A 23,550-nucleotide genomic window follows, 5' to 3' on the forward strand; every position below is an offset into this window, starting at 1 on the left:
GCCTTTGCAGCAGGTCCAGGCTGTAGTCAAACTCCAGAAACATTGGAGTTTGACTACAGCCTTTTTTCTTTTACTATGGATGCAGGTATTTTAACCATAGGCGGTTTCAATGTAAATCTCGAGGTGGTTCATTGCCGCCGGTCCCATAGGAGGCTTCAATGCGCCCCTCGGAAGGTTACCGGTTCTCAGTCGATACATTGGAAAGGTCAAAATGACCCTCAGGAGGTTTCAAAATTGTCGACGTGGTCTCCATAGTGACCGTTTTGTAGTTTTGCGGCCTCATTCGTTCTCTGTCAACACCGGAGAGTGGTTGCTTCTTCAACGTTAAGTCTAGTATTATCGCCAGTAGGAAAACCCCTATAAAGTCCTTCCTTTACAATGTGAGGATGCTGTCTCTTTCCCGATAATTTCACAACAAGTTGTAGGCAGCCGCCTATGCCTTGTGGTGTGACAGCAGGTATAAAGGCAAGGACGTTCATCAACTTGTCATTTGCCGCCGTTGAAGTAGAACGAGGATAAACGGTATAATAGAATATAGGATTTATCCCGCATTTACTGGCTGTTTGAATCCAATATAATTCTGTAATCATTTTGAGGATCGCAGACAGTAAAAGTCAGTTTCGTTTAACGATCTATTGGTGGGGAATGAAGGCCCTCACTGATTGAAGCTTCACTTTATCCAGCAAAGAGGTGAAAAGATGTGCCTTTAAGTATTTTCGGTTTCCGGGCTTTGTGGAGCCCTTATTTTCTCGTCTTCGTTCTTTTGTTAATCGCCGGCTATTTTTTCTTAATGGTGAAAAAGAGGGATCGTTTCAAAAATAGTGAGCCGTTAAAACCAAAGCAGGCTGTTGCTTTTGTGATCGCGATGGTTTTATTGTATGCGATTAAAGGTTCGCCTGTAGATTTGATGGCTCATATTATGTTTACGTTCCACATGGTGCAAATGGCATTTCTTTACCTTGTCATTCCGCCAATTCTAATTGCAGGAATTCCGGACTGGTTCTGGCTTGCCATTATCGATCATCCGAAGGTGAAGCCTGTCTTCAAATTTTTTACAAAGCCGCTAATTGCCCTTGTACTTTTTAACGGGCTGTTTTCGATCTATCATATTCCAATGGTAATGGATTATGTGAAGGTTCGCCTGCTGCTTCATGCTGTATATACAGTCGTCTTATTTATTTTCGCGATGTTCCTCTGGTGGCCTCTGATCAATACTCTTCCAGGACATCATCAGCTTCACGGCTTGAAAAAAATCGGCTATATTCTTGCAGATGGCGTCTTGCTTACGCCTTCATGCGGTATGATTATATTTGCCCAGACGGCCATGTATGCGACATATACCGATGGGGAGATGTGGATGAAGGCGATGGCTCTCTGTGTTCCGGGTAATACGCTTTCTGGCCTGACCATCAGCGGTCCGGAGCTGTTCACAAACATGCCTGCCCAGGAGGATCAGCAGCTTGGCGGCGTTTTAATGAAAATTATTCAGGAAATTGTGCTCGGCATTATGCTGGCTAAAATTTTCTTTGACTGGTATAGGCGGGAACAACTGGAGGGAGACAGCATCAATGAAGCTGCCAGGCTCCAGAATCAGCCCAGACCGGCAGAATAATAGGCAAGCTAAAGATCATAAACAGTTTGGGGGATTGGAAAAAGTATGATGAGTGTACCTTTGCTGCCGACAATCAGCACCGCATGTATCGTCATCAGTGCGATACTCGTTGCTTTCGGCTGGGGGAAAATCAGAAAAAGGGATATCGACGGCCATAAAAAAATCATGACGGCCGCAGGCATTTTTGCAGTGATATTCTTTATCATTTATGCAAGCAGGACAGTGTTCGTCGGCAATACCTCATTCGGCGGGCCGGCTTCACTTAAAACATTTTACACAGTGTTTCTGATTTTCCATGTTACGTTGGCAACTATTGGAGCTGTACTCGGGATTATTTCTTTATGGACAGGCTATAAAAATAGGCTTGTCAGGCACAAAAAATTTGGTCCGTATACGAGTGTAGTGTGGTTTGCTACAGGAATAACCGGTGTTATTGTTTACTTGCTCCTTTATGTTATTTATAGAGGCGGAGATACGACATCATTGATTAAAGCAATACTCGGAACATAAGAAATCGGCCAGGAATGCATCCATTCCTGGCCGATTTTCTATATTTTAAAATTCAATTTGATCAGGCCGGCTTCTTTTGATGTCTTAAACAGAATGAGAACAAGTGGTCCGATGATGAATCCCATGATGCCGAATAACTTCAGGCCGAGGTACATGGCAATGAGCGTTGCCAGTGGGGAAAGCCCCATATGGTTGCCCATCACTTTCGGTTCGACCACCCGTCTAATGATCAGCAGAATGGCCGCCAGTACGGCCAGTTGGGCGCCGAGAGATGTATTTCCTGCTAGCAGATGGTAAATCGACCAAGGAGCAAGAATGACAATTGAGCCAATGATCGGAATCAAGTCAATGATCCAGATGATGAGCGACATAATGATCGCGACCTTCGGCTGGATAATCAGCAATCCGATGAGAGAAGCGGCTAAAATAATCAGGCTCACCAGGAACTGCGCTTTGAAAAATCCAAAGATAACCGAAGAAACTCTTTCCATCATAAAGGCAACTTTTGACCTTGTTGCTTCCGTCATATAACTGTAGAAGGTTATGCGCAATCGCGGCAGATCGATCATGAAAAGAAACAAGGCGATCAGGTAAACGAGAAAGCTGACAAGGAAATTAGGGATATAGGTTAAAATTGAGCTGATGTTTTCAATATTGATGTATACTTTCAGACTGGCAAGAATTGAATCAAAAATATTGGAGAATTCACCCGTCACCGCATTCACCATTTCCATAGGCAAGCCTTCTGCAGCATCCGTGAACTTTGCCTCGACCGTCGTCCACATCTTCGTGGCATTATTAACGTAATTTGGGAATTCTTCAATCAATTTGACGCCTTGGGCGACTACTTTCGTAGTTGTAAAATACGTTCCGACAGCGAGAAGCAGAGTAAAGGCGCAAAAAACAAGCAGTACGGACAATTTTCGCTTTATTTTCATTCTGGTATGCAGCATTTCAACCAACGGATCGAGCAGCGCCGCCGTGAGAATGGCTAAAATGAGAGGAATGGAAACAGGCAGGATGAAAAAGGCCAGCAAGGCGATTGAAAGGACAATGATAAGGATCATCAATCTTTTTTTATTGATCACTCTGGACAAGAGGGCACCTCTTTTTACTTATATAGTATTGATATGAAAAAGGCACGGTACAGACCGTGCCTGCCTAGCATCATTCAGCAAATACTTCCGCATCTTTTTTGATACCTTCAATCATTTGCATGCATTGTTTAACCAGATGATCTGGATAGAACTCGTCTTCTCCATACTCAATGCCATGCGGGTAATAATGCTTGCCCAAGATTGGTTTCAGCAGACGGATAACAGCGTCATCTGCACCTACATCCCCTTCGACCGCAAAGCCTTGAATCCGCAAGTAATATGTACCTTCCCTGATTTGGAACTTATGGTCATATGTAACCCGCTCATAGTCCCATTGACCGGCACGGATCATATTGTGGTTTTGCATGATCTGGTCAAGGCGATCCAATTCAACCTTCAAGTTTTCAAGACCGCTATTTTCAAAATTCATTTGTATTTCCCTCCTCGATAATCCAAACAAAAAAACGTAAATACTCGCTTTCCTACATATTTATCATAGACGAAATTAAAAAATGTTGCAACGAATTGAAGAGCTTATCAGCAAAATTGCCATATTCGACAAAGTGGAGAAAAAAAGCTCGAAACAGATGAAGTGCCTGCGACTTTTGTCTTGGGAAAAGTAGGGAAAATAAGGATTACAGCAGCTCGCTACAGCCTAATTTCCTAAACAACTATGGTGGAACTGCAGTATGAACATGTTATAATAAAAAAAACAGACAATAAAGAGGTGACAGAAAACTGCGAACTTTGTTCCGGGTCCTTTTCATTGCATTCATATTACTGCTTATCAGTTTTTATTATAATGGGGAAAGGGGTAAAATTGAACCTCTTACGAACCAGAATTCAACAACCCCGCCGAAGAAAGACAACCAGAATCATATTGGCCAATTACAGGGAAGCGAAGGCTCTTCACGGCCGGTGAAGGGGCTATCTACTTATATTGGCAGAGAGGACGAGGCGTTGATCGAGTCTTTTGGCACTCCTGACCGGAAAGATCCGTCGGCCTATGGCTTCGAATGGTGGGTGTATAACAGCAAGCCGGACACTTATATGCAGGCGGGCGTCAAAAACGGAGTGGTCGTGACCGTATATGCGCTTGGGGGCGATTTGAATTTGCATCCTTATAAAATCGGGCAGACAATCGAGGAAATTTACAGGACAACGCTCTTGGAGACAGAAATGGTCGTCACAACCGGTACAGGAAGCTACCGCTTCGAATTGTCGGAGGAAGATTTGAACATACGGCCGCTTGTCCAACTCGATGACATATACGCACAGCTTTCCCTTGATAAATCTACAGGAACGCTGTTGAGTGTCCGATTCCTCGAACCAGATATTCTTATCAGCCAGCATCCATATGAAATGGAATATCAAGGTGACCTTGTCACGCTTGAAGAGCCGGACGAAGAACAATGGGCCTCTATCGAAAGAGGCAGTGAGCAGCAAATATTCGATATTACCAATATTATGCGGAACAAGCACAAGGTAGCTTCATTAGAGTGGGACAGCCAGCTTGCGGAAATGGCGTATGAACATAGCAAGGACATGGCGGAGAATAGTTATTTTGCCCATGAATCTCCTATTCACGGAGATCTTGCATCAAGGCTGAAGTCGGAAGAAATCAATTACCAGAAAGCAGAAGAGAACATTGCAGCAGAATACGCCGATGGTCCCGCAGCCGTTGAAGGCTGGATGAATTCTGAAGGCCATCGGAAAATTTTGCTTGATAAAGATGTAACACGGCTTGGGGTGGGAGTATATAAAAAGTACTATACACAAAACTTCATTAAAACGGACTAGAGAGCCTACCGTTGCGGCAACAACCGGCATGCGGCGGGCTTTTCCCATTTTTAGGCAGCACATTCCAGACACTATTTCATAAGATGGGTGTAGGATTATATACAAAGAGGGGAAGCGTACATGGAGAATAAGCAACTGCATCCTTCTGTCAGGCAGTTTAAAGAGTTCGTTCAAAACAAACCCGCTTTGACGGCTGCAGTGCGGCGGGGAGAACATACCTTGCAAGAGCTGTATGAGGATTGGTATCTGCTGGGAGAGGACGACCCCAGATGGGACACATTCGGCAAGGAGAAAAAATCAAATGGCGTAAACACCAAAACTGAAAAAACGGAATCCGAAGCGAACTCCTCACCGAAGGGTTGGATTGACACTATCATCAAAAAGGTAAAAATGATGGACGCTGCCCAGCTGGAAAAGATGGCTGGAAATTTGAATGGAACACTCCAGACCATCCAATCGTTGCTGGGCCAATTCAACACTGGAACTGCAGAACAAGCACCGGTGCCGGCTGAACACTCGGAAAGCCACCACCCATTTGCCTTCCGGAAAGATTGAGAGGGAAGCGATAATGAGAAAAGACCTTCAGCAATATATATTTTCAGACCGTGAACTTCAGCGTTTCTTGCGGGAGCAGCCACATTGGCATCGAAAATTATCTAGGGATCCTTTTGCCCTTGAACAATTTAAGATTGCGTCGCTGCACTATTTTAAGAAGACTGTCCCCGATCATGTCAATCGTTTTACTGGCGGGATCCAAATGGCACAAATGATGCTAGGTGTGTTCCAGGCGATGAAATCTTCCCAATAACTGGCCGCTTTTTGCATGAACACACTCTTTTAGCAAATGCTATATACCAATAGTGAGGAGTGATGATCATGAAAATAGCGGCCGGTTTTATTTTTGCTGCGGCCATCGTAATGGGACATGCCTATGGAAACACGGAAGGAATAAGCTCTCACGGATTGCTCTCTGACCAAGTGGGAAATGTGGATAGCGCTAGTTTATTCAAGCATACAGTCGATGGAAATCAGCTGTTTATCGAATCAATCGTCCCTCGCGCTGATTTCTCTCTTCCTGCTGGCAAAGGGGCAAAGGTACTGCTTTTTGTGGACGGAAAGCTCCATAGCTCTTATCAGTCCCCGGCCTTCGTCGTTAAAGGATTGGACGTCGGCGAGCGCGACATTTATGTAAAAGTAATCGATGGAGAAAAGAACGTGCTTGCTGAAGAGAGATTCTCTGCGCGCATTCTGTAATGACTGTCGCATCATTGGATAAAATATGATACGATAACGTTGGAGGTGAGCACTATGCTTGCAACACTTGAAAGCATTCAAATCCTCGAGAAAGCTGAATTGCTTGGCAATATGATTGCCGATTCATATATAGCAGAAGAATACAGGGAAAGGCGGCAAGCCTTACAAACTCACCCTGAAACGCGGAGGAAGATAGAGGCGTTCGCAAAGATGAAGGATCTTTACGAAGATGTTCAGCGGTTTGGACGATACCATCCGGATTATAAGGAAATATCGACGAAAACGCGCCTGCTGAAAAGGGAAATGGACATGGATGAAAATGTCGCTAGTTTCAGGGTTGCTGAAAACGAGCTGCAGAATCTGCTTGATACGATCAGCGTGCTCATTGCTGGATCTGTTTCCCCGAATGTCAAGGTGCCGACGGGGAATCCATTTTTCGATTCAGGTTCTTCATGCGGAGGAAGCTGCGGAACCGGTGGAGGCTGTGGCTGTTCTGCCTGATGATCAATGGTGGTTAAAGGGGGAAAGATATGTTCAAAGAGAGACAGGGACTGGTTGTTTGGCTGTTCAGCCTTAAAAATGCAAAGGCGCTGCGCAGATTTGGGAATGTGCATTATGTATCGAAGAAAATGAAATACGCCGTTCTTTATTGTGACCAGGAAGAAGCAGAGCAGCTTGCAGACAAGCTTGCCGCTATGCCGTTTGTAAAAAAGGTCGATTTATCCTATAAGCCTTTTTTGAAAACCGAATATGAGAATTCCAAACCCGATAAAGCTAAGGAATATGACTACCGGGTCGGACTGTAAGCGTTGAAAGGGCACCATGTAAATAGGGTGCCTTTTTCCATGCCGATAGTGGAAATTAAACAGTTGGAGCCGATATAAAGAATAGAGTGGAGAATGAGTATACAAGGGGTCAGATGAATGAAGAAATTTTCCGTTGTGATCATTGCCGTTTTGCTGGGTATAACAGGCAGTTTATTGTTTTACCAGTGGAAAGGGTATTCTGAACAGCGAGAAGAACAAATTGGGATAGAAGTGAAACAGGAAGTAAGTTTGGTTCATAAGAATGGAAGATTCTACGTTGATCAGTGGTTCAAAAATATGCAGGCAGGCACATATAAAATTGGATTCCCGTCAGGTGCCACAGGCAATGAATGCCGGAGGGATGAAGACAAGGAATGCGAATGGACGATAAAGGGCAGGACACTAACGGTCAAGAATCCGTCTGATATTCAATTCAGCTATCAAATCCCCTCGCCTTCCGAAGCAGGCAATAGTTTTTTACTGGATCGTTGGCTGATCACACTTGATCAAATTCGCATCCAAGAGACGAAAATACAGCTGACGGAGAAGGAGTGGAGAGGCGGAACTTGGGCAGGTGCTGTGGATGTGGTCGGCAAAAGCCATAAGGATTTACTTGACTATTATGTGTTCATCTCGGATTATGCTGTTCCAACTCTATACTGGGACCAGGCAAAACTCGATTTTTCTACGCTGGAAAGCGGTGTGACGGTCTACTCTGAAAATCAAGCTGTTAGAGAAAACCTCAGCTTCAAAACCTTTGCTGGTTCTAGGGAAAAGACAATCTATTGGATTATCTCAAAAGGGCATGCGCCGTTTGAGACAGAGTCGCTGCTTGTAACCGGAAGCGCTGAAGAGGGAAAATCGGCTTTGCAGCGGAAACTGATTATGAATGAACTGAGAGACACCTATCTTAGCCCGGAAAATGAACAATGGCAGCTTGACATCGTTGCATCGGCAGCTCTTAAAACCCCTGTCGGTTCTGCTAAGGCCAAAAGTATGTATGGCATCTTAAGCAAAGAGATAGACGAAGAACAGCTAGGAGCCTGGCTGAAGGAATTGAAAGATAAAGAGGGGAAGAAAGTAGGCAGTAAGGAGCTAGACAATCTATTAAACAAGGCAAGCGGATATAAAACTGACTTTTTCACTGTCAACAAGGATAAAGACGGTCCTGTCCTGCCGCTGGTTTTTTATGATAACAGGGACATTTATCTAAATGAAGTGAAAGTCCAGGATATATCAATTGTATATATGGAGGAAAAGCCGTTTGTCACGCTCGCTCCGCTCTTGAAGCACCTCGGTTACACGACAGCTTACAAGGATGGAGCAATCGATGCGGTGAAAAATGCGATCCACTATCAATTTTTCCCTGGCAAGCAGCTTTTCGTGCTGAATCAGACGAAATATGGTTTGCAAACTGTCCCTGTCACAATTATGAATGGGCGTGCGTTTATCGACCTGTCACTCGTTAATACGTTTTTTAACGTGCCGGCGGTCGAAACGGAAGAGGCTGTGACGATCATATCCCCGGTTTCAGAAAAGCAGTAAAAAAACCTGCATCCAGTACAGGATGCAGGTTCCCTTCAATCCCAAGAGAAAAGGATGAAGGAAAAGGGAGAGGAGAAACCGGAGGAAGAACTTATGGGGAAAAGTAAGTCTTCTCCGCGGTTGGCAACAGCATAATCATGCTGTTGGAAGTAGTATCGCCCACTCCCAGACTTTTCATACATTGGCCAATCCCCCCGCATGTTCTTGTCTTCTTGGAAAAGAGTGTGTTAGGATGTATAGGAAAATAAACATAATTTGGTGAGGCTGATGAGAATAATATCTGGTGCCTGCAAGGGCAGGCCGCTTAAAGCGGTGCCCGGCATGAAGACGAGACCTACAACGGACAAGATGAAAGAAACGATTTTCAACATGATTGGCCCCTATTTTGATGGTGGACATGGCCTCGACTTATTTGCCGGAAGCGGTGGGCTCGGACTTGAAGCGATGAGCAGAGGATTCGATTCATTCATTTTTGTCGATAAGGATCACCAAGCGATCCAGACTGTCAAGACGAATCTGGCTTCATGCGGATATGAGAAGCAGGCAGAAGTATATAGGAATGAAGCGGGACGTGCGCTGAATGCATTAGAAAAAAGAGGCATGCGCTTTGACTTGATCTTCCTTGACCCCCCGTACAAGAAACAGAAATTGGAGTTGCTCCTTGAGGAAATTGGCCGCCGCGGCCTTTTGTCTCCATTTGGGAAAATTGTTTGTGAGCATAGCAATGATGTTCATCTCCCGCCGCAACTCGGTAATTTGAGGATGATGAAAGCCGGGGAGTACGGCCTGACTGGCATTACGATCTATAAGCAGGATGAGAGCTGCGACGAGGAGGAGTAAGAATGGCAAATATCGCTGTTTGCCCCGGAAGTTTTGATCCGGTTACATATGGCCACCTTGATATTATCAGGAGAGGTGCCAAAGTATTTAAAGAAGTTAACGTTGTTGTCCTGAGCAACTCGTCAAAACAGCCGCTTTTTTCAGTGGAAGAAAGGGTCGCATTGCTGAAGGAAGTGACAAAGGACATCCCGAATGTGAAAGTTGATACCTTCAACGGCTTGCTTGTCGACTATGCGGAAGGCGTGCAGGCGAATGCGATCATTCGCGGGTTGCGTGCAGTCTCCGACTTTGAATATGAGATGCAGATTACATCGATGAACAGGGTCCTTAATGAAAAAATCGAGACGTTCTTCATCATGACAAACAACCAATATTCATTTCTAAGCTCAAGCATTGTCAAGGAAGTCGCCAAGTACAGCGGCCAGATTAGCGAACTTGTGCCGCCGGCTGTAGAAGCAGCACTCAAAAAGAAATTCAGTTGAAAAAGGATTGAACGGGAAGGCAGTGAAAGCTGGGCTTCCCGTCAGTCCTTTTTTCTTTTTCTAGATGCACTGGTAAATCTGTATTGTGGATGAAACCGGATGGCTGCCTTGTTAAAGAAGAAGAACCGGAAAAAAAGCGGCCGGCTCTGCGATGCGTACGGATTATTGAGCATTTATTCTTTTTGCTACTATCACTGTATAGACAATGAGCGAACCGATAGTAAGGAGCGGACCGCCAGATTGCAAAAATTGAAGAGCTATTTCCCACCACTCCTGCTGTTCGGGATAAAAGACAGGGATCGTGGAAGGCCGATCTGCCAGGAGAAGCTTTTTTTCAAAAAGAGGCCAAACAAAAAAAGTGATGACTCCCGCGAACAATCCATGGAGGATCCTTGCCGCAAAGAACGGGGCGAAACGTATATCGGTCTGGGCCATGATGCTTGCTGCTTGAGCCTGGACGCTGAAACCGCTGAAACCAAGGATGAAGCTTGTCAGAATAATTTGCTGCATGAGGCTTGCTTCTGTTGTTTGGCTTGTCATTTGGCTGCCAAGTGTAAGTTCAAAAATACCGGCAATGAGGGGCACACCCAATTCAATCGGCATATCGAGCAGATGCAAGGCTGCTTCCATCCCTTTGCCGAGCACTGCGGTTATGTTGATGTGGTAGAGGAGTTTATTGACAACAGAAAACAAGATGATAAAGCCGCCAATCATTAAAAGTGTGTTAATTGAGGAAATGACCGCATCTCCCATTAGCTTGCCGAGCGGTTTATTGTTCTCCTTCCTCGTCCTGTGCATGGCAGCCAAGGCTTGTCTGACTGAAGGGGGCCCCTGTTTTGCTGCGGGCTTCGTTTTTTCGCCATAAAATCTCATAGTAAGGCCAACAAGGAAATTGCCGGCATAATGGGCGAAGGCAAGAATGAATCCAAGCCTGGAATCGTGAAAAAAACCTACGGCGACCGCTCCGAAAATAAATAGCGGGCTCGAGGAGTTGGTGAACGATGCAAGTCTTTCCGCTTCTGTCCTTGTCAATTGGCCTTCTTTCCGCAAGCGGGCGGATAACTTTGCACCAGCGGGAAAGCCCGTCGCCATGCCCATAGCCCAAGCAAAGCCTCCAGCACCCGGCACATTGAATAAGGGACGCATGAATGGTTCAAGCAATACGCCCATAAACATAACTACACCAAACCCGATGAGCAGCTCGGAAATCACAAAGAATGGGAAAAGCGATGGAAAGACAATTTCCCACCACATATTCAGCCCTCTTTGAGCGGCCTCAAAAGACTCTTCAGGGAGTAGGATCATACAAATGGCCAGCGCGGCTGCTCCTGCGGCAAGCATGAGAGTTTTCGATTTCGATAGATTCAAAGCATTGCCTCCCTGTTCGTTCTGCACATAATTAAATATACTCCAGGGCTTGGCTTTTAGACCATTTGAAGGGAAAGGCAGGAAGAATAATGGACGGACTGAAAATCGGCCTCGCTCTAGGTTCTGGAGGAGCAAGAGGCTTTGCGCATCTGGGCGTGCTGAAAGCTTTAACGGAAAATGGCATACCGGTTCACATGCTGGCAGGCAGCAGTATGGGTGCGCTTGTCGGCTGTTTCTATGCTTTCGGTCATAATCTCGAACGCCTGATCAAGCTTTCCTCGGCTTTCCGGAGGAAATATTATTTAGACTTTACGGTTCCAAAGATGGGCTTTATAGCAGGGAATCGGGTGAGAGACCTTGTCCATCTGTTTACGCATGGCAAACACTTAGAAGACTTGCCGATTCCAGTAGCTGTCATTGCAACCGACCTGCAAACGGGTGAAAAAGTTGAATTTCGCACAGGCTTAATTGCAGATGCCGTAAGGGCAAGCATCGCCATTCCTGGAATTTTCACTCCAGGAAAAGTGAATGGCAGACTAATGGTGGATGGCGGAGTGGCAGACCGGATCCCTGTATCGACCGTCAAGAAGATGGGAGCGGACGTGGTGATCGGTGTTGAAGTGGCTACACTTAACAGGACTGCAGAAATTGCAAATGTCTATGATGTAATCATGCAAAGCATAGATATTTTACAGATGGAGCTGATGAAAACAAGAGAGTTGGATGCGGATATCATGATCCGGCCGAGGGTTGAATCCTACAATGGAAGGACATTCACAGATATTGACGAAATTATCCGTCTAGGGGAGGAGGAAACCGTGCGGATGCTTGGAGCTATAAAAGCGAAAATCGCTGCGGCCGAAAGAGAGCAAAGAGAGCCATAAAGCTCCCTTATTCCGACAGCAAGATAGGCGGCTGTGTGTAATCCATCCGGGCGATCTTTGAGCGGGATGGCTCGGGCAATCCCTGTGCATACACCGCGGTTGCTTTTAGATCGAGCGCAAGCAAACCATCCGCAGCGGCTGAAGCTTTCGCTATGATCGGCAGTTTTGTCCTTTTTTTGACGAAGTTCAAGTATTTTCTGCCCTTTTTCGTCATCCCCAGCAGCCGTATGTACCGAGGGATTGTACCGGCTGTTTTCATCTCCTCCCTTTTTGCATGCAGCAAAACATATACACATAAGCGCTGAATACGTGTCCATGTGTATCTTTTTGTTTTGACGGCATGCATGAAAGAGTGGAAACTGTTGGATGCAGAAGCAGCTTTTTTTAGTCTGTATTCCAGGCCTTCTTCCATTTCATATATGCCTGCCAAATCGCTTGGTTCCATTGTGGCAAAACGATATTGCAAATACGGCCAATACATTTCCCAATGATGGAAGTGGCCATAGTCACCTCTGTACTTTTGCAGTTCCTCAGCTGAACTCCCCGGCATATAACGGAGTACGGAATTGAGGTCCGCACCCTCCTCGATCGCTTTCCGGATCGAGGTGGCGCTTGCAATCGTGGCGTCTGAGAAAGCTTCATCATGGTAACCTGCCGCTTCCCTTTTAATCGTAAATACCTCCATAGGTGATTCCTGCTTGACTGCAGCGGCTAAGTACTGAAAACCGAGGATATTATTGGGCTGGGTAAGATCGGCGAGCTCCTCTCCGGCACCAAGTTTCGCAAAGGCTTTTGCGGTTGCGGTCGGGTAATTTTCCCCTTCCTTCATATACAAGCGAAGATATGTATCAAATTCGTCTTTTCTATTTTCCAACAGTTGCTGGGCTGCCTGAAATGGTTCGATTTTCCCCTGCTCACTGCCGAAACATAGACTGGAACAGCCGAGATCATCCAAAATGGCAACGGCTCCATAGGCGAAGATGTCTGCTGGCTGCACTGCAAAATCAAAGGGAAGCTCGGCGACAATATCGATCCCCGCATTCAGGGCCATTCGTGTACGTGACCATTTTGAAACAATTGCAGGTTCGCCCCGCTGCAAAAACTGCCCGCTCATCACGGCAATGGCAACATCCGCACCGGACTCTTTCTTGGCCAACTGCAGGTGGAGCAGATGTCCATTATGCATTGGGTTGTATTCCACTACAAGTCCTACACTTCTCATCCAGATCCCTCCGAAAAAACATTTTTTATTCTTATCTGCTTTTAACTGGTATTAAAGCTTAAGACGTTAGAAATTAATAGAAGAAACTTAGAATTGCGAGCAGGGATAACCTAGAAATATTTGTAGAGTCCATTCAATCAACTCAGCGGGAGATACAGTCTCCTGCTGTTTGAGGGGAGCCACTTTATCATACCGGAATCGGACGATTTTGCGAAATAGAAAGCAGCAGCCCCAAATCGGCTGCTGCATATTTTGACTTATGATTCACGATAGCCATAGTGACCCGGGTTCCCATGGTAATGCTGGTGCCCGTAATGATGGTGATGATGACCGTAGTGTCCGCCGCCATGATATCCGGTATGGTGATAATGAGGGTGATGCCCATAGCCATGATGGTATCCCATTCCAGTTCCGTGGTAAGGATATCCTCCTTGCATTGGAAAGCCTCCCTGCATCGGGAATCCTCCTTGCATCGGAAAACCTCCTTGATAAGGATAGTTTCTTGATTGGCTCAAATGATTCACTTCCTTTCTATGATAGGGTAGTATATGCATCTTTTCCGTGGACGAATGGTACAACTGCCCGCTGTCAGAGACTTAACCATTTGTTTTTGAAAGTGAATAGGGGTACACTAAAGAAAGAACGTAAAAACGGTTAAAATCTTTTTAAAGTGTCAAGATCTTATATTGACAAACTATAGCCCGAAAGCTATAATTACCTTTGTTGCCTTGAGGTGATCACAATGAAATGGACTGTAAATCAACTGCAAAAGCAAAAAGATCAGGTGATGAAATTCGACGAGACAGTCGATGTGGAAAAGGAATTGATTGTGTTAAACCCTGAAATCAGAAAGGTGTCGCCTGTTCACATAATGGGCACAGCTGATATAGATTCCAGAAAGGTCACATTCCATCTGCATGTAACCGGCGAATTCATTCTGCCTTGTTCACGTACGCTCGCAGATGTAAAATATCCGTTCGACATCCGTTCGCAGGAAACCTTCCTGCTTAATCCATCGGACTATGAACGCGGTGACTTGGAAGAGATTCACGAAGTCCAGGGCGGTATGATAGACTTGACGCCTATCATCCACGAATTGCTCCTTCTCGAAATTCCAATGCAGGTTTTCTGTGATACCCCGGAAAAACAGTCTGCTCCTTTTGCCGGAAATGGCTGGGAGGTTAAGACTGAAGAAGAGCTTCAACGTGAACAGGAAAACAAAGTAGATCCGCGTTTAGCGGGACTTGCTCAATTTTTTGAAGGCAAGGACGAGCAATGAAAAGGTTTGGCCTTACATTTTTAAGGAGGTGGGAAGAATGGCAGTACCAGCTAGAAGAACTTCTAAAAAGGTAAAAAGACAACGCCGCACACATTTCAAATTGCAGGTGCCGGGAATGGTTGCATGCCCGAACTGCGGTGAAATGAAACTTGCACACCGTGTTTGCAAAGAGTGTGGAACATATAAAGGCAAAGAAGTCATCAACAACTAATAGTTTGCCAAAAAAAGCGCCAGGGAGTTTTTCCTGGCGCTTTTTTCAATTCTATCTATCCTTCTCCTGACATATAAATAGATAAAACTGAGGTTAATTAATGGGAGTGATGAGAATGACGGCTTCCAGGCAAGATGCTTGGACGGAGGAGGAAGATAGGCTGCTTACGAGGACGGTGCTCGAGTATATCAGCAGCGGAAGTACACAGCTGAAGGCTTTCGAGGCAGTGGGAATCCAGCTTAAAAGAACGGCGGCAGCTTGTGGTTTTAGATGGAATTCTGCAGTAAGGAAACAACATCCGGAAGAAATAGAGAAGGCTAAGCTTGAGAGAAAAGAGAGGATGCGGAAGAGGAAAAAGGCGGGGGAAAACACTCTTGACGAGAAAAACGAAGAAAACCGGAATATACCTGATTTCCAGGAAGCGCTTCGTCTAATCAAGAGGCTGGAGAGGATCGTCAGTCATGCCGACTTCCTGAAAATCGAGAGAGACAGACTTATAGAGGAAAATAAAAACCTTTCTGAAGATAGAGACAGGGTAAAACATGAACACTATTCGCTTTTGGCTATGCTCAATAAAGCGAGGAACCAAATAGACGGCCAATAAAAAACCAAGCCGGAACATTGCTGCCGGCCTGGTTTTTGCTTTTATTATAATACTTCCTGGGGATCGCTTTTCCTGACAAGCGCCATGATTCCGGCAATCAATAGCAGCAAGGCCGGCAGGAAGCCGAACCCGATCGACAGCAGTCCAAGCAAGATGGCTCCTATGATAAACATCCAGCCCGCCAATTTTGGCTTTTTATCACCTTTGATGTTCACAATGCCGATAATGCCGAATATGATTCCGAACAAAGCAGCGACGACAAAGAGCAAGCCGAACGAGCCGAGCAGGTTCATCGATTCCGTCATCAGCTCTGAATCAATGGTCGGGTCTGCTTCCATTTGCATCCTCACGCCATCCATCACTTCGTTTGAACCGCCCGCCCAGACGAAGAATAATCCGCCCAAAAGGGTAAAAGTACTGAGGATGACGCCGATTATTCCCAGTACGAATTCTGCTGTACGTTTCAATTGCATCCCTCCAATCTGTATAGACTAAACAGTCACAAGCCGATCAATGTTTCTGCTCTGTCACTCCCGCAGGATACCAGACGAGCGGATTTTCCCCTAAATCCCTCTCCATCTCATAGGTGACCGGCTGGAAGCCCATTTTTTCAAAAAAGTCTTTGGACTTCAAGCGCGGGTTTGTCTTGATCGGCATATTGTAGCTTTTGGCGTATTCGACCAGCTTGCTGCCATAGCCTTTCCCTTGATAATTCGGCAAAACTTCGAGCTTCCAGATCTCAAGATAATCCTGGGGCGGATTAAAATACTGATCGAATTTTGCCTTCCGCTTGTAAAGGCTCATCCTTGCCACCAGCTTTTCACCGAAGTAAATGCCGTAAAAAGGAGATTCAATGTCATCCTCCACCATATTTGCTTCAAGGTCTTCGAGCATGGAGAGTTCTTGGGCCCCATATTCCTTAAACTCTTTGAACTCCTCCAGCGATTTGAAATTTATTTTCAGTTTTTCCACCTTTACAGCCATGTTGACTCCTCCCAACTAGTGAACTGTCATAATCATACCCATTATAGCCTAAAGTAAAAAATAAGTCAGATATTTTCATTAGGTAAGCGTTTTCATTTTTATGGAGATTTGTAGTACAATAGAGTGAATAGTGGGAAGGAGGATGGGGTTGCAAAAAATTTTGATTGCTAATCGGGGAGAAATCGCTTCGCGGATCATTTTGACTTGTAAAAAGATGGGCATCAAGACAGTGGCTGTTTACTCTAAGGTTGATGAAGGTTTACCTTATGTCAGTGAAGCGGATCAGGCCTATTTCATCGGAGAAGCGCCGGTCCGACAATCTTACCTTAATGTTGATCGGCTGCTGACGATAGCAGAAGATGCCGAGGCGGAAGCAATCCATCCAGGGTACGGCCTGCTTTCCGAAGACAGCCGCTTTGCACAGGCATGCGAGAGGAAAGGAATTACTTTTATTGGTCCAAAACCTCATACAATCGAAATGATGGGGGATAAGATCCGGGCGCTGGAGACGATGATCAAGGCTGGTGTCCCTGTCCTTCCCGGCAGCCGAAGGGCACTTGGTACGGTTGAGGAGGCAATTACTGAAGCAGAGGAGATCGGTTATCCGGTCATGCTGAAAGCGAGTGGAGGCGGTGGCGGAATCGGCATGGGTCGCTGTGAAGGAAAGGAAGAATTGCAGAAACTCTATGATTCTGTGAAAGCAAGGGCCAAAGCCTATTTTGGCAATAGCGAGGTCTTCCTGGAAAAGTTTATTGAAAATGCGCGTCATATTGAAGTTCAAGTCTTTGGCGACAGATATGGGAATGTAATTCATCTCTATGAAAGAAACTGTTCGGTTCAGCGGCGGCATCAGAAAGTGATCGAAGAGACACCTTCGCCGAATTTATCGGCTCATGCAAAAGAAAGACTGTACGCAGCTGCCATTTTGGCGGCAAGGGCCGTACAGTATGAAAATGCAGGGACGGTTGAGTTTATCGTTGATAGCGAGGAGAACTGTTATTTTCTCGAGATGAATACGAGACTGCAAGTGGAGCATCCGGTAACTGAGGCAGTGACCGGCCTAGACCTTGTCGAGTGGCAGATCCGTGTTGCCCGCGGAGAACGACTGCCTCTTCAACAAGCACAAGTTCCTCACTCAGGCCATGCGATCGAATTCCGCATTTATGCAGAGGACCCGGCAACCTTCCTTCCTTCGCCAGGAAGAATCGAGGAAATGGAATGGTCACATATTAGCGCAAGGATTGACAGCGGCTATACGGCTGGCAGCAGTTTGACACCGTATTATGACCCCCTGATTGCTAAATGTGTCATCCTTGAGCAAGATCGCGAGGCATGTATGAGAAGAGCGGCAACCTTTCTGGAATCCTCAAGGATCAGCGGGATTAAAACGAATATCCCTTTGCTGCTGGAAGTGCTGCACAATGAACAGTTCATCAAAGGTCTCTATGATACGTCAATTATCAAAGGGCGGGAGGGCAAAAAATAGTGGAAATTTTATCAACGATGGCAGGCACAGTCCTTCAACTTCTTGTTAGTGAGGGGGATCAGGTGGAGCGAGGACAGACCGTTGCCATGCTGGAGTCTATGAAAATGGAAATTCCGATCGAAGCGGAATGCAGCGGGACGGTGCGTTCGATCAAGAAGGCGGCCGGTGACTTTGTGAACGAAGGCGATGTGATGATCGTACTGGATTGAATGCTGAAGGGAGGAAGGCTACAGGTGAAAAGAGAAATGGAAACCGATTTGCATGTAAAAAAGGAGGAGATTCGAAAAGGGGGCAAACAAAAATACCATGATGCACTCCATGCACAAAATAAATTGTTTGCCAGGGAAAGGCTGAGGATGCTATTCGATGACGGAAAATATGAAGAGGACGGCATATTTGCCAACGCCAAGGCGAGTGACTTGCCCTCTGACGGAGTTATAACCGCTATCGGCCAAGTGAACGGCAGAACGGTCTGTGTGATGGCAAATGATTCGACTGTAAAAGCGGGCTCCTGGGGGCCAAAAACAGTAGAGAAAATCATTCGCATTCAGGAAACGGCAGAGAAGTTGATGGTTCCTCTCCTGTATTTGGTCGATTCGGCGGGTGCGAGAATTACCGACCAACTGCAAATGTTTCCGAACCGGAGAGGGGCTGGCCGAATTTTTCATAATCAAGTGAAAATGTCCGGTATGGTTCCGCAAATCTGCCTCTTGTTTGGCCCTTCTGCAGCAGGGGGTGCCTATATCCCTGCGTTTTGCGATGTCGTAATTATGGTAGAGGGAAATGCCTCTATGTATCTCGGTTCTCCGCGAATGGCCGAGAAGGTGATTGGGGAGAAAGTGACCCTCGAAGAAATGGGCGGCGCACGGATGCACTGTACGGTCAGCGGCTGCGGAGATGTGCTTGCTGAAAATGAAGAAGAAGCAATCGAGTTGGCAAAGCAGTACATGGATTACTTTCCAAGCAACTGTCACAAGGCTCCAGCCGTACGGGACGCGAAGGAACCGAAGAAGGGCGGGAGACAGCTTGAAGAGATTGTGCCGAAGCATCAGAATGCTCCGTTTGATATGTACGAAGCGATTGATGCCCTAATAGACGGCGGCAGTTTTTTTGAAATCAAAAAACTGTTTGCCCCCGAGCTGATCACCGGACTCGCGAGAATCAGCGGGAAACCGGTCGGCATCATTGCCAATCAACCGAAGGCAAAAGGCGGTGTTCTTTTTATCGACTCTGCCGACAAAGGGGCCAAATTCATCCAGCTTTGTGATGCCTTTCATATTCCCTTGCTGTTCCTGGCAGATGTGCCGGGTTTTATGATCGGTACAAAAGTAGAGAGGGCGGGCATCATCAGGCATGGGGCGAAACTGATTGCCGCCATGAGCTCAGCATCTGTACCGAAGATTTCCGTTATCGTCCGGAAAGCATACGGAGCCGGACTGTATGCTATGGCCGGGCCCGCTTTCGAGCCGGATTGCTGCATCGCACTCCCGACAGCCCAAATTGCCGTTATGGGTCCCGAGGCTGCGGTGAACGCTGTGTACTCGAACAGGATCCAGGAAATCGAAGACCCGGAAAAACGAGCAGCTTTTGTGCAGCAAATGCAAAAGGAGTACAAAGAACATATCGACATTTACACGCTCGCATCAGAGATGATTGTCGATGAAATCGTCGCCGCAAATGATCTTAGAGAGGTTCTTATTCGACGCTACAGCATTTACGAAACAAAGGAGATCCCACTTCCTCAAAAAAAGCATTCTATTTTTCCTGTCTGACGCCTCCGCTTTCGGAGGTTTTTTCGTAAAAATTTTCCCTTTCTGTCTGGGTCTTTTGCTACAATGGGAATAATAACGAACAGCAAAAGGTGATTTACATGAAAATCGGCATTATTGGCGGAGGCGCCATCGGATTGCTTTTGGCCTCCTATTACAGCAGCAGGCATGAAGTTCTGTTGATCACGAGGAGGGCAGAGCAGGCTGAACGGATTGGACAAAAAGGGATCAAACTGCTGAGCGGGAATGCTGAATGGGAAAATGAAGTGCATGTGTCCAGTATGGAGAATGGTCTTCCGGATAATCTTGACGTGCTCTTCATTGCTGTCAAACAGTACGATCTTGAACCTGTCATCGCGAAACTGCATCATATTGCAAGTGACGCATTGCTTTGTTTCGTACAAAATGGGATGGGACATCTGAAGCAAGTGGAAACTCTACCACAGAAGACGATTGCAGTCGCTACAGTTGAACATGGTGCCGCCAGGACCGATGACCGGACGGTGAGGCACAATGGAATTGGAAAATTGAATGTCGCTTTACTTCGAGGCAAATCCGATTTACCCCTCATTTTTCCGAAAGCGGATTCTCCGGACTTCCCGGTTGATTTTCATTCGGATTATGAGGAAATGCTATTAAGGAAATTAGCAGCCAATGCGGTAATCAACCCGCTTACGGCAGCCATGAAGGTAAAGAACGGACAGCTGCTTTCTAACCCTCATTATCATTTTTTGTTCCATTCCTTATATGAAGAAGTGGCGAGCGTCTTTCCGAAACTCGGTCATCCCCGGTATTTACAAGAAATAGAAGCCATCTGCCAGAACACAAAAGAGAATACGTCTTCCATGCTGAAAGATCTGCTTGAAGGAAGGGAGACAGAGGTGGATGCCATTCTAGGGTTTATCATGGAAGAGGCAAAATTCAAGGGAATAGACGTCCCATCGATCCGATTCGTTTACAGGATGATCAAGGGGATGGAAGGGGAAGGGGGAAAAGATGTAGGATGAGTTCCGTTTTATCTGCGGCGGCAGCGGTTTTTATCATGCTGCCGATACTGATATACCTGCCCGTCTTTGTAATAACAAAACAAGTAACGGGAAAACACCGGAAAGCTGTTAATGCGGCTGTTAACACGACGACCTTTGTCTTGATCTTCTCGGTGCACTTTCTGATTTTGACAATCTGGCAGCAGTCCTTTCTCTGGGTAATGATCCTTTTAATGCTTGGAATTGCCGTGCTTTTCACATTCATTTATTGGAAGCTGAAAGAGGAAATTATTTTTAGCCATGTTTTTACGGGAGTTTGGAGAATCAACTTTTTGATTTTGACCGCATCCTACATCATTTTGCTGTTATACGGTGCTTTCTCGAGGGTAGCACATCTTGTAGCGGCCGTATGATACTTTGTGAATACAAGTTAATGTATTTTTACAACCGCTTTTGATATACTTTCCATAGATTAGGCAGTTGCAGAAAGGAAGTACAGCTTATGAAAATGGAAAGCATCGGCATTCCAGCCGCAAATCTTTTCACCTCCGGATACATACATAATCAAGAGCCTGTCAATGGCTTCTTTCACTATGATATAACAAATGAAAATGTTTTTAGAGACCGCTATCACGATGTAATGCAGCGTGAATTCCAACGGACAGAGCTTGCGCGCTGCATCGAGGAATATATGAGCTCATATCCGATGTCGCCGGCCATCCGTGCATCGATTGAAAAGCTGAGAGATCCATCGTCCGCCGTCGTCATCGGCGGACAGCAAGCAGGACTGCTTACAGGCCCCCTTTATACAATTCACAAGCTGATTTCGATCATTAAGCTTGCTGAACAGCAAGAAAAAGAGCTGGGCAAGCCGGTTATCCCCGTTTTTTGGATTGCTGGCGAAGACCACGATTTTCTTGAAATCAATCATGTGTATGCTCCAGGGACTCCTGAAATGAAAAAGTTCAGCTATCCTGAAATGCCATCCGGGAAAAAGATGACATCTGATATCCAGTTTGACAGGAAGCAGATGAAAAAATGGATTTCCGACTATTTCAGTTTGCTGAGCGAGAGAAAGTATACGAAAGAAGTTCTGCAACTGCTGGACCAGGCATGCGAGAACAGCGGGAACTTTACTGAACTGTTTACATACTTGATTCAAGCATTGTTTAAAGAATACGGCTTGCTGTTGATTGATTCTGCAAATAGCGGTCTCCGACAACTTGAAATCCCATATTTTATACAAATGATTGAAAATGCCGGCAAGACAACGCATTCTGTATTATCAATGCAGGACAACATTATGTCGCATGGTTATGGAAAAGCGATCGAGATAGAAGAAAATGCGGCCAATCTCTTCTATTATCATGAAGAAGAGCGGCTCCTTCTCGAATATTGTCCGGATGACAACACGTTTTCCGACCGGAACCGAACGGTTATGTTTTCAAAAGACGATCTATTGGGTGAACTGTACGCACACCCTGAGCGGTTCAGCAATAATGTCGTCACAAGGCCGCTTATGCAGGAATCTCTTTTCCCGACACTCGCTTTCATCGGTGGTCCCGGCGAAATTGCTTATTGGGGTGAACTGAAAAGGGCGTTTGAATTGTTCGGAATGAACATGCCGCCGATTGTTCCACGGCTGAACATTACCTTGCTTGAAAGAAAAGTTGAGAAAGACTTGGAAGAGATCGGTCTGACTGTGGCCGGCGTGCTTGCGGAAGGAACCGTGAAGGAAAGGGAACGTTTCCTCGCTGCGGTGACAGACCCTGGGATTAGCAGTCAGTTTCAGGAAATCCGTCAATACTTGGAGGGGAAATACGCCTCTCTTGCCCCGCTGCTCGAAGAAGCAGAACGCGGCTTGAAGCCTCTATCCGAGAAGAATCTCGCCTATCATTTACGTCAAATTGACTATTTGGAAGGAAAGACTGCCCAGGCGATTGAAAAGCGGCACCAGATCATGCTAAGAAAATATGATGAAGCAGGAAGAAGCCTGAGACCGAATGGCGGGCTCCAGGAACGGACGTGGAATGTGTTCTACTTCCTTAATTTTATCGGACTGTCGATGATCGATGACATGATGGAGCTTGATTATCTATTCGACGGCAAGCATAAATTGATCCGTTTATAAAGACTGACAAACAATCAAGGCCCGTTAATGATTTACGGGATAGACCAATAATGGCTCAAAATATGCCAGCAATCGCAAACCTCTTCAAAATTGAAGAGGTTTTTTGTTTGATTATACAGGAATAGCTGGAAAGATAACGAGCGGAAAAAGATAAAAGTGGTGGAGAAAGGTGGGAGGATGTGGTACAGTATAAATAGAAAGTGGGGGCATTCCATATGTTCATGGGTGAATACCAACATAACATGGATACGAAGGGCCGATTGATTATTCCGGCTAAGTTTCGAGATCACCTCGGTGAATCATTTGTCATCACACGGGGTCTTGATCAATGTTTATTTGGGTACCCGATGGACGAGTGGAGGCAGTTGGAAGAAAAGCTGAAAAGCCTTCCGATGACAAAAAAAGACGCACGTGCTTTCACAAGATTTTTCTTCTCTGGGGCAGTTGAGTGCGAAATAGACAAGCAAGGCAGGGTCAACTTGCCTTCATCATTGCTCGCTTATGGAAAAATGGCGAAGGAATGCGTAATTTTAGGGGTATCCAATCGTATCGAGATTTGGAGCAAGCCTTTATGGGAAGAATATCTTGCAGATTCAGAAGAGTCGTTCTCGGAGATAGCCGAGAATATGATCGATTTTGACATTTAAGCAGGATAGCTCCTTAACTCAATAAAGATTGGA

General features: G+C 45.8%; 29 protein-coding genes. 22 read left to right on the plus strand and 7 right to left on the minus strand.

The window, feature by feature from the left end:
• Positions 1 to 700 precede the first annotated feature (700 nt).
• Together ctaG and AC0TWI_RS03515 are read left to right on the plus strand one after the other, a co-directional pair.
• Entirely contained in the window at positions 701 to 1,612 is a 912-nt protein-coding gene (ctaG, locus tag AC0TWI_RS03510) for a cytochrome c oxidase assembly factor CtaG (protein WP_488124952.1), read from the plus strand.
• A 48-nt stretch (positions 1,613 to 1,660) separates the two neighbouring features.
• Positions 1,661 to 2,122, plus strand: coding sequence for a DUF420 domain-containing protein (locus AC0TWI_RS03515; protein WP_488125036.1), 462 nt, complete (start codon positions 1,661 to 1,663; stop codon positions 2,120 to 2,122).
• A 38-nt stretch (positions 2,123 to 2,160) separates the two neighbouring features.
• Here AC0TWI_RS03515 and ytvI read toward each other — a convergent pair whose 3' ends face one another.
• Together ytvI and AC0TWI_RS03525 are read right to left on the minus strand one after the other, a co-directional pair.
• A complete protein-coding gene (gene ytvI, locus AC0TWI_RS03520; protein ID WP_488125037.1) occupies positions 2,161 to 3,210 on the minus strand; it encodes a sporulation integral membrane protein YtvI in 1,050 nt (349 codons plus the stop codon).
• A 79-nt stretch (positions 3,211 to 3,289) separates the two neighbouring features.
• Positions 3,290 to 3,649: a YugN family protein gene (locus AC0TWI_RS03525; protein ID WP_488124953.1), complete on the minus strand. Its 360-nt coding sequence runs from the start codon at positions 3,647 to 3,649 to the stop codon at positions 3,290 to 3,292.
• Positions 3,650 to 3,966: 317 nt separating this feature from the next.
• Here AC0TWI_RS03525 and AC0TWI_RS03530 point away from each other — a divergent pair, with 317 nt between their 5' ends.
• From AC0TWI_RS03530 to coaD, 9 genes are all read left to right on the plus strand, one after another.
• Entirely contained in the window at positions 3,967 to 5,019 is a 1,053-nt protein-coding gene (locus AC0TWI_RS03530; protein ID WP_488124954.1) for a CAP domain-containing protein, read from the plus strand.
• A gap of 120 nt (positions 5,020 to 5,139) precedes the next feature.
• A complete protein-coding gene (ylbD, locus tag AC0TWI_RS03535; RefSeq protein ID WP_488124955.1) occupies positions 5,140 to 5,574 on the plus strand; it encodes a spore coat protein YlbD in 435 nt (144 codons plus the stop codon).
• 13 nt (positions 5,575 to 5,587) lie between these two features.
• A complete protein-coding gene (locus AC0TWI_RS03540) occupies positions 5,588 to 5,827 on the plus strand; it encodes a YlbE-like family protein (protein ID WP_488124956.1) in 240 nt (79 codons plus the stop codon).
• Positions 5,828 to 5,895: 68 nt separating this feature from the next.
• Positions 5,896 to 6,273, plus strand: a complete 378-nt coding sequence (locus tag AC0TWI_RS03545; RefSeq protein WP_488124957.1) for a hypothetical protein — start codon at positions 5,896 to 5,898, stop codon at positions 6,271 to 6,273.
• 54 nt (positions 6,274 to 6,327) lie between these two features.
• A complete protein-coding gene (locus tag AC0TWI_RS03550; protein WP_488124958.1) occupies positions 6,328 to 6,774 on the plus strand; it encodes a YlbF/YmcA family competence regulator in 447 nt (148 codons plus the stop codon).
• A gap of 29 nt (positions 6,775 to 6,803) precedes the next feature.
• Complete coding sequence (locus AC0TWI_RS03555; protein WP_488124959.1) at positions 6,804 to 7,079, plus strand: YlbG family protein; 276 nt, start codon at positions 6,804 to 6,806, stop codon at positions 7,077 to 7,079.
• Between the two features lie 117 nt (positions 7,080 to 7,196).
• Positions 7,197 to 8,624 (plus strand): hypothetical protein, encoded by a 1,428-nt coding sequence (locus tag AC0TWI_RS03560; protein WP_488124960.1) that lies wholly within the window; start codon positions 7,197 to 7,199, stop codon positions 8,622 to 8,624.
• A 267-nt stretch (positions 8,625 to 8,891) separates the two neighbouring features.
• Positions 8,892 to 9,464: a 16S rRNA (guanine(966)-N(2))-methyltransferase RsmD gene (gene rsmD, locus AC0TWI_RS03565; RefSeq protein ID WP_488124961.1), complete on the plus strand. Its 573-nt coding sequence runs from the start codon at positions 8,892 to 8,894 to the stop codon at positions 9,462 to 9,464.
• Positions 9,465 to 9,466: 2 nt separating this feature from the next.
• On the plus strand, positions 9,467 to 9,946 hold the full coding sequence (coaD, locus tag AC0TWI_RS03570) for a pantetheine-phosphate adenylyltransferase (protein WP_488124962.1): 480 nt from the start codon (positions 9,467 to 9,469) through the stop codon (positions 9,944 to 9,946).
• Between the two features lie 162 nt (positions 9,947 to 10,108).
• On the opposite strand, the gene ylbJ is transcribed toward coaD, so the two are convergent.
• Positions 10,109 to 11,314: a sporulation integral membrane protein YlbJ gene (gene ylbJ / locus AC0TWI_RS03575; RefSeq protein ID WP_488124963.1), complete on the minus strand. Its 1,206-nt coding sequence runs from the start codon at positions 11,312 to 11,314 to the stop codon at positions 10,109 to 10,111.
• 89 nt (positions 11,315 to 11,403) lie between these two features.
• Here ylbJ and AC0TWI_RS03580 point away from each other — a divergent pair, with 89 nt between their 5' ends.
• Entirely contained in the window at positions 11,404 to 12,198 is a 795-nt protein-coding gene (locus AC0TWI_RS03580) for a patatin-like phospholipase family protein (protein WP_488124964.1), read from the plus strand.
• Positions 12,199 to 12,205: 7 nt separating this feature from the next.
• Here the strand turns inward: AC0TWI_RS03580 and AC0TWI_RS03585 are convergent, their stop codons facing one another.
• Both AC0TWI_RS03585 and AC0TWI_RS03590 read right to left on the minus strand, forming a co-directional pair.
• Positions 12,206 to 13,420: a nucleotidyltransferase gene (locus AC0TWI_RS03585; protein ID WP_488124965.1), complete on the minus strand. Its 1,215-nt coding sequence runs from the start codon at positions 13,418 to 13,420 to the stop codon at positions 12,206 to 12,208.
• 257 nt (positions 13,421 to 13,677) lie between these two features.
• Entirely contained in the window at positions 13,678 to 13,893 is a 216-nt protein-coding gene (locus tag AC0TWI_RS03590; RefSeq protein WP_488124966.1) for a hypothetical protein, read from the minus strand.
• Between the two features lie 269 nt (positions 13,894 to 14,162).
• Here AC0TWI_RS03590 and AC0TWI_RS03595 point away from each other — a divergent pair, with 269 nt between their 5' ends.
• The 3 genes from AC0TWI_RS03595 (at position 14,163) to AC0TWI_RS03605 (ending at position 15,514) form a co-directional block, all read left to right on the plus strand.
• A complete protein-coding gene (locus tag AC0TWI_RS03595) occupies positions 14,163 to 14,699 on the plus strand; it encodes a YceD family protein (protein WP_488124967.1) in 537 nt (178 codons plus the stop codon).
• A 37-nt stretch (positions 14,700 to 14,736) separates the two neighbouring features.
• Entirely contained in the window at positions 14,737 to 14,910 is a 174-nt protein-coding gene (gene rpmF, locus AC0TWI_RS03600) for a 50S ribosomal protein L32 (protein ID WP_488124968.1), read from the plus strand.
• A gap of 115 nt (positions 14,911 to 15,025) precedes the next feature.
• The gene (locus AC0TWI_RS03605; RefSeq protein ID WP_488124969.1) at positions 15,026 to 15,514 is read left to right on the plus strand and encodes an RsfA family transcriptional regulator; all 489 of its coding nucleotides are present in this window, start codon (positions 15,026 to 15,028) and stop codon (positions 15,512 to 15,514) included.
• Positions 15,515 to 15,558: 44 nt separating this feature from the next.
• Here AC0TWI_RS03605 and AC0TWI_RS03610 read toward each other — a convergent pair whose 3' ends face one another.
• Both AC0TWI_RS03610 and AC0TWI_RS03615 read right to left on the minus strand, forming a co-directional pair.
• On the minus strand, positions 15,559 to 15,981 hold the full coding sequence (locus AC0TWI_RS03610) for a DUF4064 domain-containing protein (RefSeq protein ID WP_488124970.1): 423 nt from the start codon (positions 15,979 to 15,981) through the stop codon (positions 15,559 to 15,561).
• 43 nt (positions 15,982 to 16,024) lie between these two features.
• Complete coding sequence (locus AC0TWI_RS03615) at positions 16,025 to 16,498, minus strand: N-acetyltransferase (RefSeq protein ID WP_488124971.1); 474 nt, start codon at positions 16,496 to 16,498, stop codon at positions 16,025 to 16,027.
• A 148-nt stretch (positions 16,499 to 16,646) separates the two neighbouring features.
• Here AC0TWI_RS03615 and AC0TWI_RS03620 point away from each other — a divergent pair, with 148 nt between their 5' ends.
• The 7 genes from AC0TWI_RS03620 (at position 16,647) to mraZ (ending at position 23,517) form a co-directional block, all read left to right on the plus strand.
• Positions 16,647 to 17,984, plus strand: a complete 1,338-nt coding sequence (locus AC0TWI_RS03620; protein WP_488124972.1) for an acetyl-CoA carboxylase biotin carboxylase subunit — start codon at positions 16,647 to 16,649, stop codon at positions 17,982 to 17,984.
• Positions 17,981 to 18,193 carry an acetyl-CoA carboxylase biotin carboxyl carrier protein subunit gene (locus AC0TWI_RS03625; protein WP_488125038.1) on the plus strand — a complete coding sequence of 71 codons (213 nt, stop codon included), beginning with the start codon at positions 17,981 to 17,983 and terminating at the stop codon, positions 18,191 to 18,193. Before AC0TWI_RS03620 ends, AC0TWI_RS03625 begins: the two co-directional genes overlap by 4 nt.
• Positions 18,194 to 18,229: 36 nt before the next feature.
• Positions 18,230 to 19,756, plus strand: a complete 1,527-nt coding sequence (locus AC0TWI_RS03630) for an acyl-CoA carboxylase subunit beta (RefSeq protein WP_488125039.1) — start codon at positions 18,230 to 18,232, stop codon at positions 19,754 to 19,756.
• A gap of 98 nt (positions 19,757 to 19,854) precedes the next feature.
• Positions 19,855 to 20,760, plus strand: coding sequence for a 2-dehydropantoate 2-reductase (locus AC0TWI_RS03635; protein ID WP_488124973.1), 906 nt, complete (start codon positions 19,855 to 19,857; stop codon positions 20,758 to 20,760).
• On the plus strand, positions 20,757 to 21,152 hold the full coding sequence (locus AC0TWI_RS03640; RefSeq protein ID WP_488124974.1) for a DUF3397 domain-containing protein: 396 nt from the start codon (positions 20,757 to 20,759) through the stop codon (positions 21,150 to 21,152). Before AC0TWI_RS03635 ends, AC0TWI_RS03640 begins: the two co-directional genes overlap by 4 nt.
• A gap of 89 nt (positions 21,153 to 21,241) precedes the next feature.
• Positions 21,242 to 22,870, plus strand: a complete 1,629-nt coding sequence (gene bshC, locus AC0TWI_RS03645; RefSeq protein WP_488124975.1) for a bacillithiol biosynthesis cysteine-adding enzyme BshC — start codon at positions 21,242 to 21,244, stop codon at positions 22,868 to 22,870.
• Positions 22,871 to 23,085: 215 nt separating this feature from the next.
• Positions 23,086 to 23,517, plus strand: a complete 432-nt coding sequence (gene mraZ, locus AC0TWI_RS03650; protein ID WP_488124976.1) for a division/cell wall cluster transcriptional repressor MraZ — start codon at positions 23,086 to 23,088, stop codon at positions 23,515 to 23,517.
• Positions 23,518 to 23,550: the final 33 nt, after the last annotated feature.

The organism is Lederbergia sp. B243.17, from assembly GCF_057657925.1.

Excerpts from the sequence above, each read along its gene's own strand:
- bshC (WP_488124975.1), top strand. The coding sequence starts at position 21,242 with ATGAAAATGGAAAGCATCGGCATTCCAGCCGCAAATCTTTTCACCTCC.
- AC0TWI_RS03580 (WP_488124964.1), top strand. The coding sequence starts at position 11,404 with ATGGACGGACTGAAAATCGGCCTCGCTCTAGGTTCTGGAGGAGCAAGA.
- AC0TWI_RS03635 (WP_488124973.1), top strand. The coding sequence starts at position 19,855 with ATGAAAATCGGCATTATTGGCGGAGGCGCCATCGGATTGCTTTTGGCC.
- AC0TWI_RS03585 (WP_488124965.1), bottom strand. The coding sequence starts at position 13,420 with ATGAGAAGTGTAGGACTTGTAGTGGAATACAACCCAATGCATAATGGA.
- AC0TWI_RS03630 (WP_488125039.1), top strand. The coding sequence starts at position 18,230 with ATGGAAACCGATTTGCATGTAAAAAAGGAGGAGATTCGAAAAGGGGGC.
- AC0TWI_RS03560 (WP_488124960.1), top strand. The coding sequence starts at position 7,197 with ATGAAGAAATTTTCCGTTGTGATCATTGCCGTTTTGCTGGGTATAACA.
- AC0TWI_RS03555 (WP_488124959.1), top strand. The coding sequence starts at position 6,804 with ATGTTCAAAGAGAGACAGGGACTGGTTGTTTGGCTGTTCAGCCTTAAA.
- AC0TWI_RS03640 (WP_488124974.1), top strand. The coding sequence starts at position 20,757 with ATGAGTTCCGTTTTATCTGCGGCGGCAGCGGTTTTTATCATGCTGCCG.
- AC0TWI_RS03595 (WP_488124967.1), top strand. The coding sequence starts at position 14,163 with ATGAAATGGACTGTAAATCAACTGCAAAAGCAAAAAGATCAGGTGATG.
- rsmD (WP_488124961.1), top strand. The coding sequence starts at position 8,892 with ATGAGAATAATATCTGGTGCCTGCAAGGGCAGGCCGCTTAAAGCGGTG.
- AC0TWI_RS03525 (WP_488124953.1), bottom strand. The coding sequence starts at position 3,649 with ATGAATTTTGAAAATAGCGGTCTTGAAAACTTGAAGGTTGAATTGGAT.
- AC0TWI_RS03605 (WP_488124969.1), top strand. The coding sequence starts at position 15,026 with ATGACGGCTTCCAGGCAAGATGCTTGGACGGAGGAGGAAGATAGGCTG.
- AC0TWI_RS03590 (WP_488124966.1), bottom strand. The coding sequence starts at position 13,893 with ATGCAAGGAGGATTCCCGATGCAGGGAGGCTTTCCAATGCAAGGAGGA.
- coaD (WP_488124962.1), top strand. The coding sequence starts at position 9,467 with ATGGCAAATATCGCTGTTTGCCCCGGAAGTTTTGATCCGGTTACATAT.
- mraZ (WP_488124976.1), top strand. The coding sequence starts at position 23,086 with ATGTTCATGGGTGAATACCAACATAACATGGATACGAAGGGCCGATTG.
- AC0TWI_RS03615 (WP_488124971.1), bottom strand. The coding sequence starts at position 16,498 with ATGGCTGTAAAGGTGGAAAAACTGAAAATAAATTTCAAATCGCTGGAG.
- AC0TWI_RS03515 (WP_488125036.1), top strand. The coding sequence starts at position 1,661 with ATGAGTGTACCTTTGCTGCCGACAATCAGCACCGCATGTATCGTCATC.
- ylbD (WP_488124955.1), top strand. The coding sequence starts at position 5,140 with ATGGAGAATAAGCAACTGCATCCTTCTGTCAGGCAGTTTAAAGAGTTC.
- rpmF (WP_488124968.1), top strand. The coding sequence starts at position 14,737 with ATGGCAGTACCAGCTAGAAGAACTTCTAAAAAGGTAAAAAGACAACGC.
- AC0TWI_RS03545 (WP_488124957.1), top strand. The coding sequence starts at position 5,896 with ATGAAAATAGCGGCCGGTTTTATTTTTGCTGCGGCCATCGTAATGGGA.
- AC0TWI_RS03540 (WP_488124956.1), top strand. The coding sequence starts at position 5,588 with ATGAGAAAAGACCTTCAGCAATATATATTTTCAGACCGTGAACTTCAG.
- AC0TWI_RS03550 (WP_488124958.1), top strand. The coding sequence starts at position 6,328 with ATGCTTGCAACACTTGAAAGCATTCAAATCCTCGAGAAAGCTGAATTG.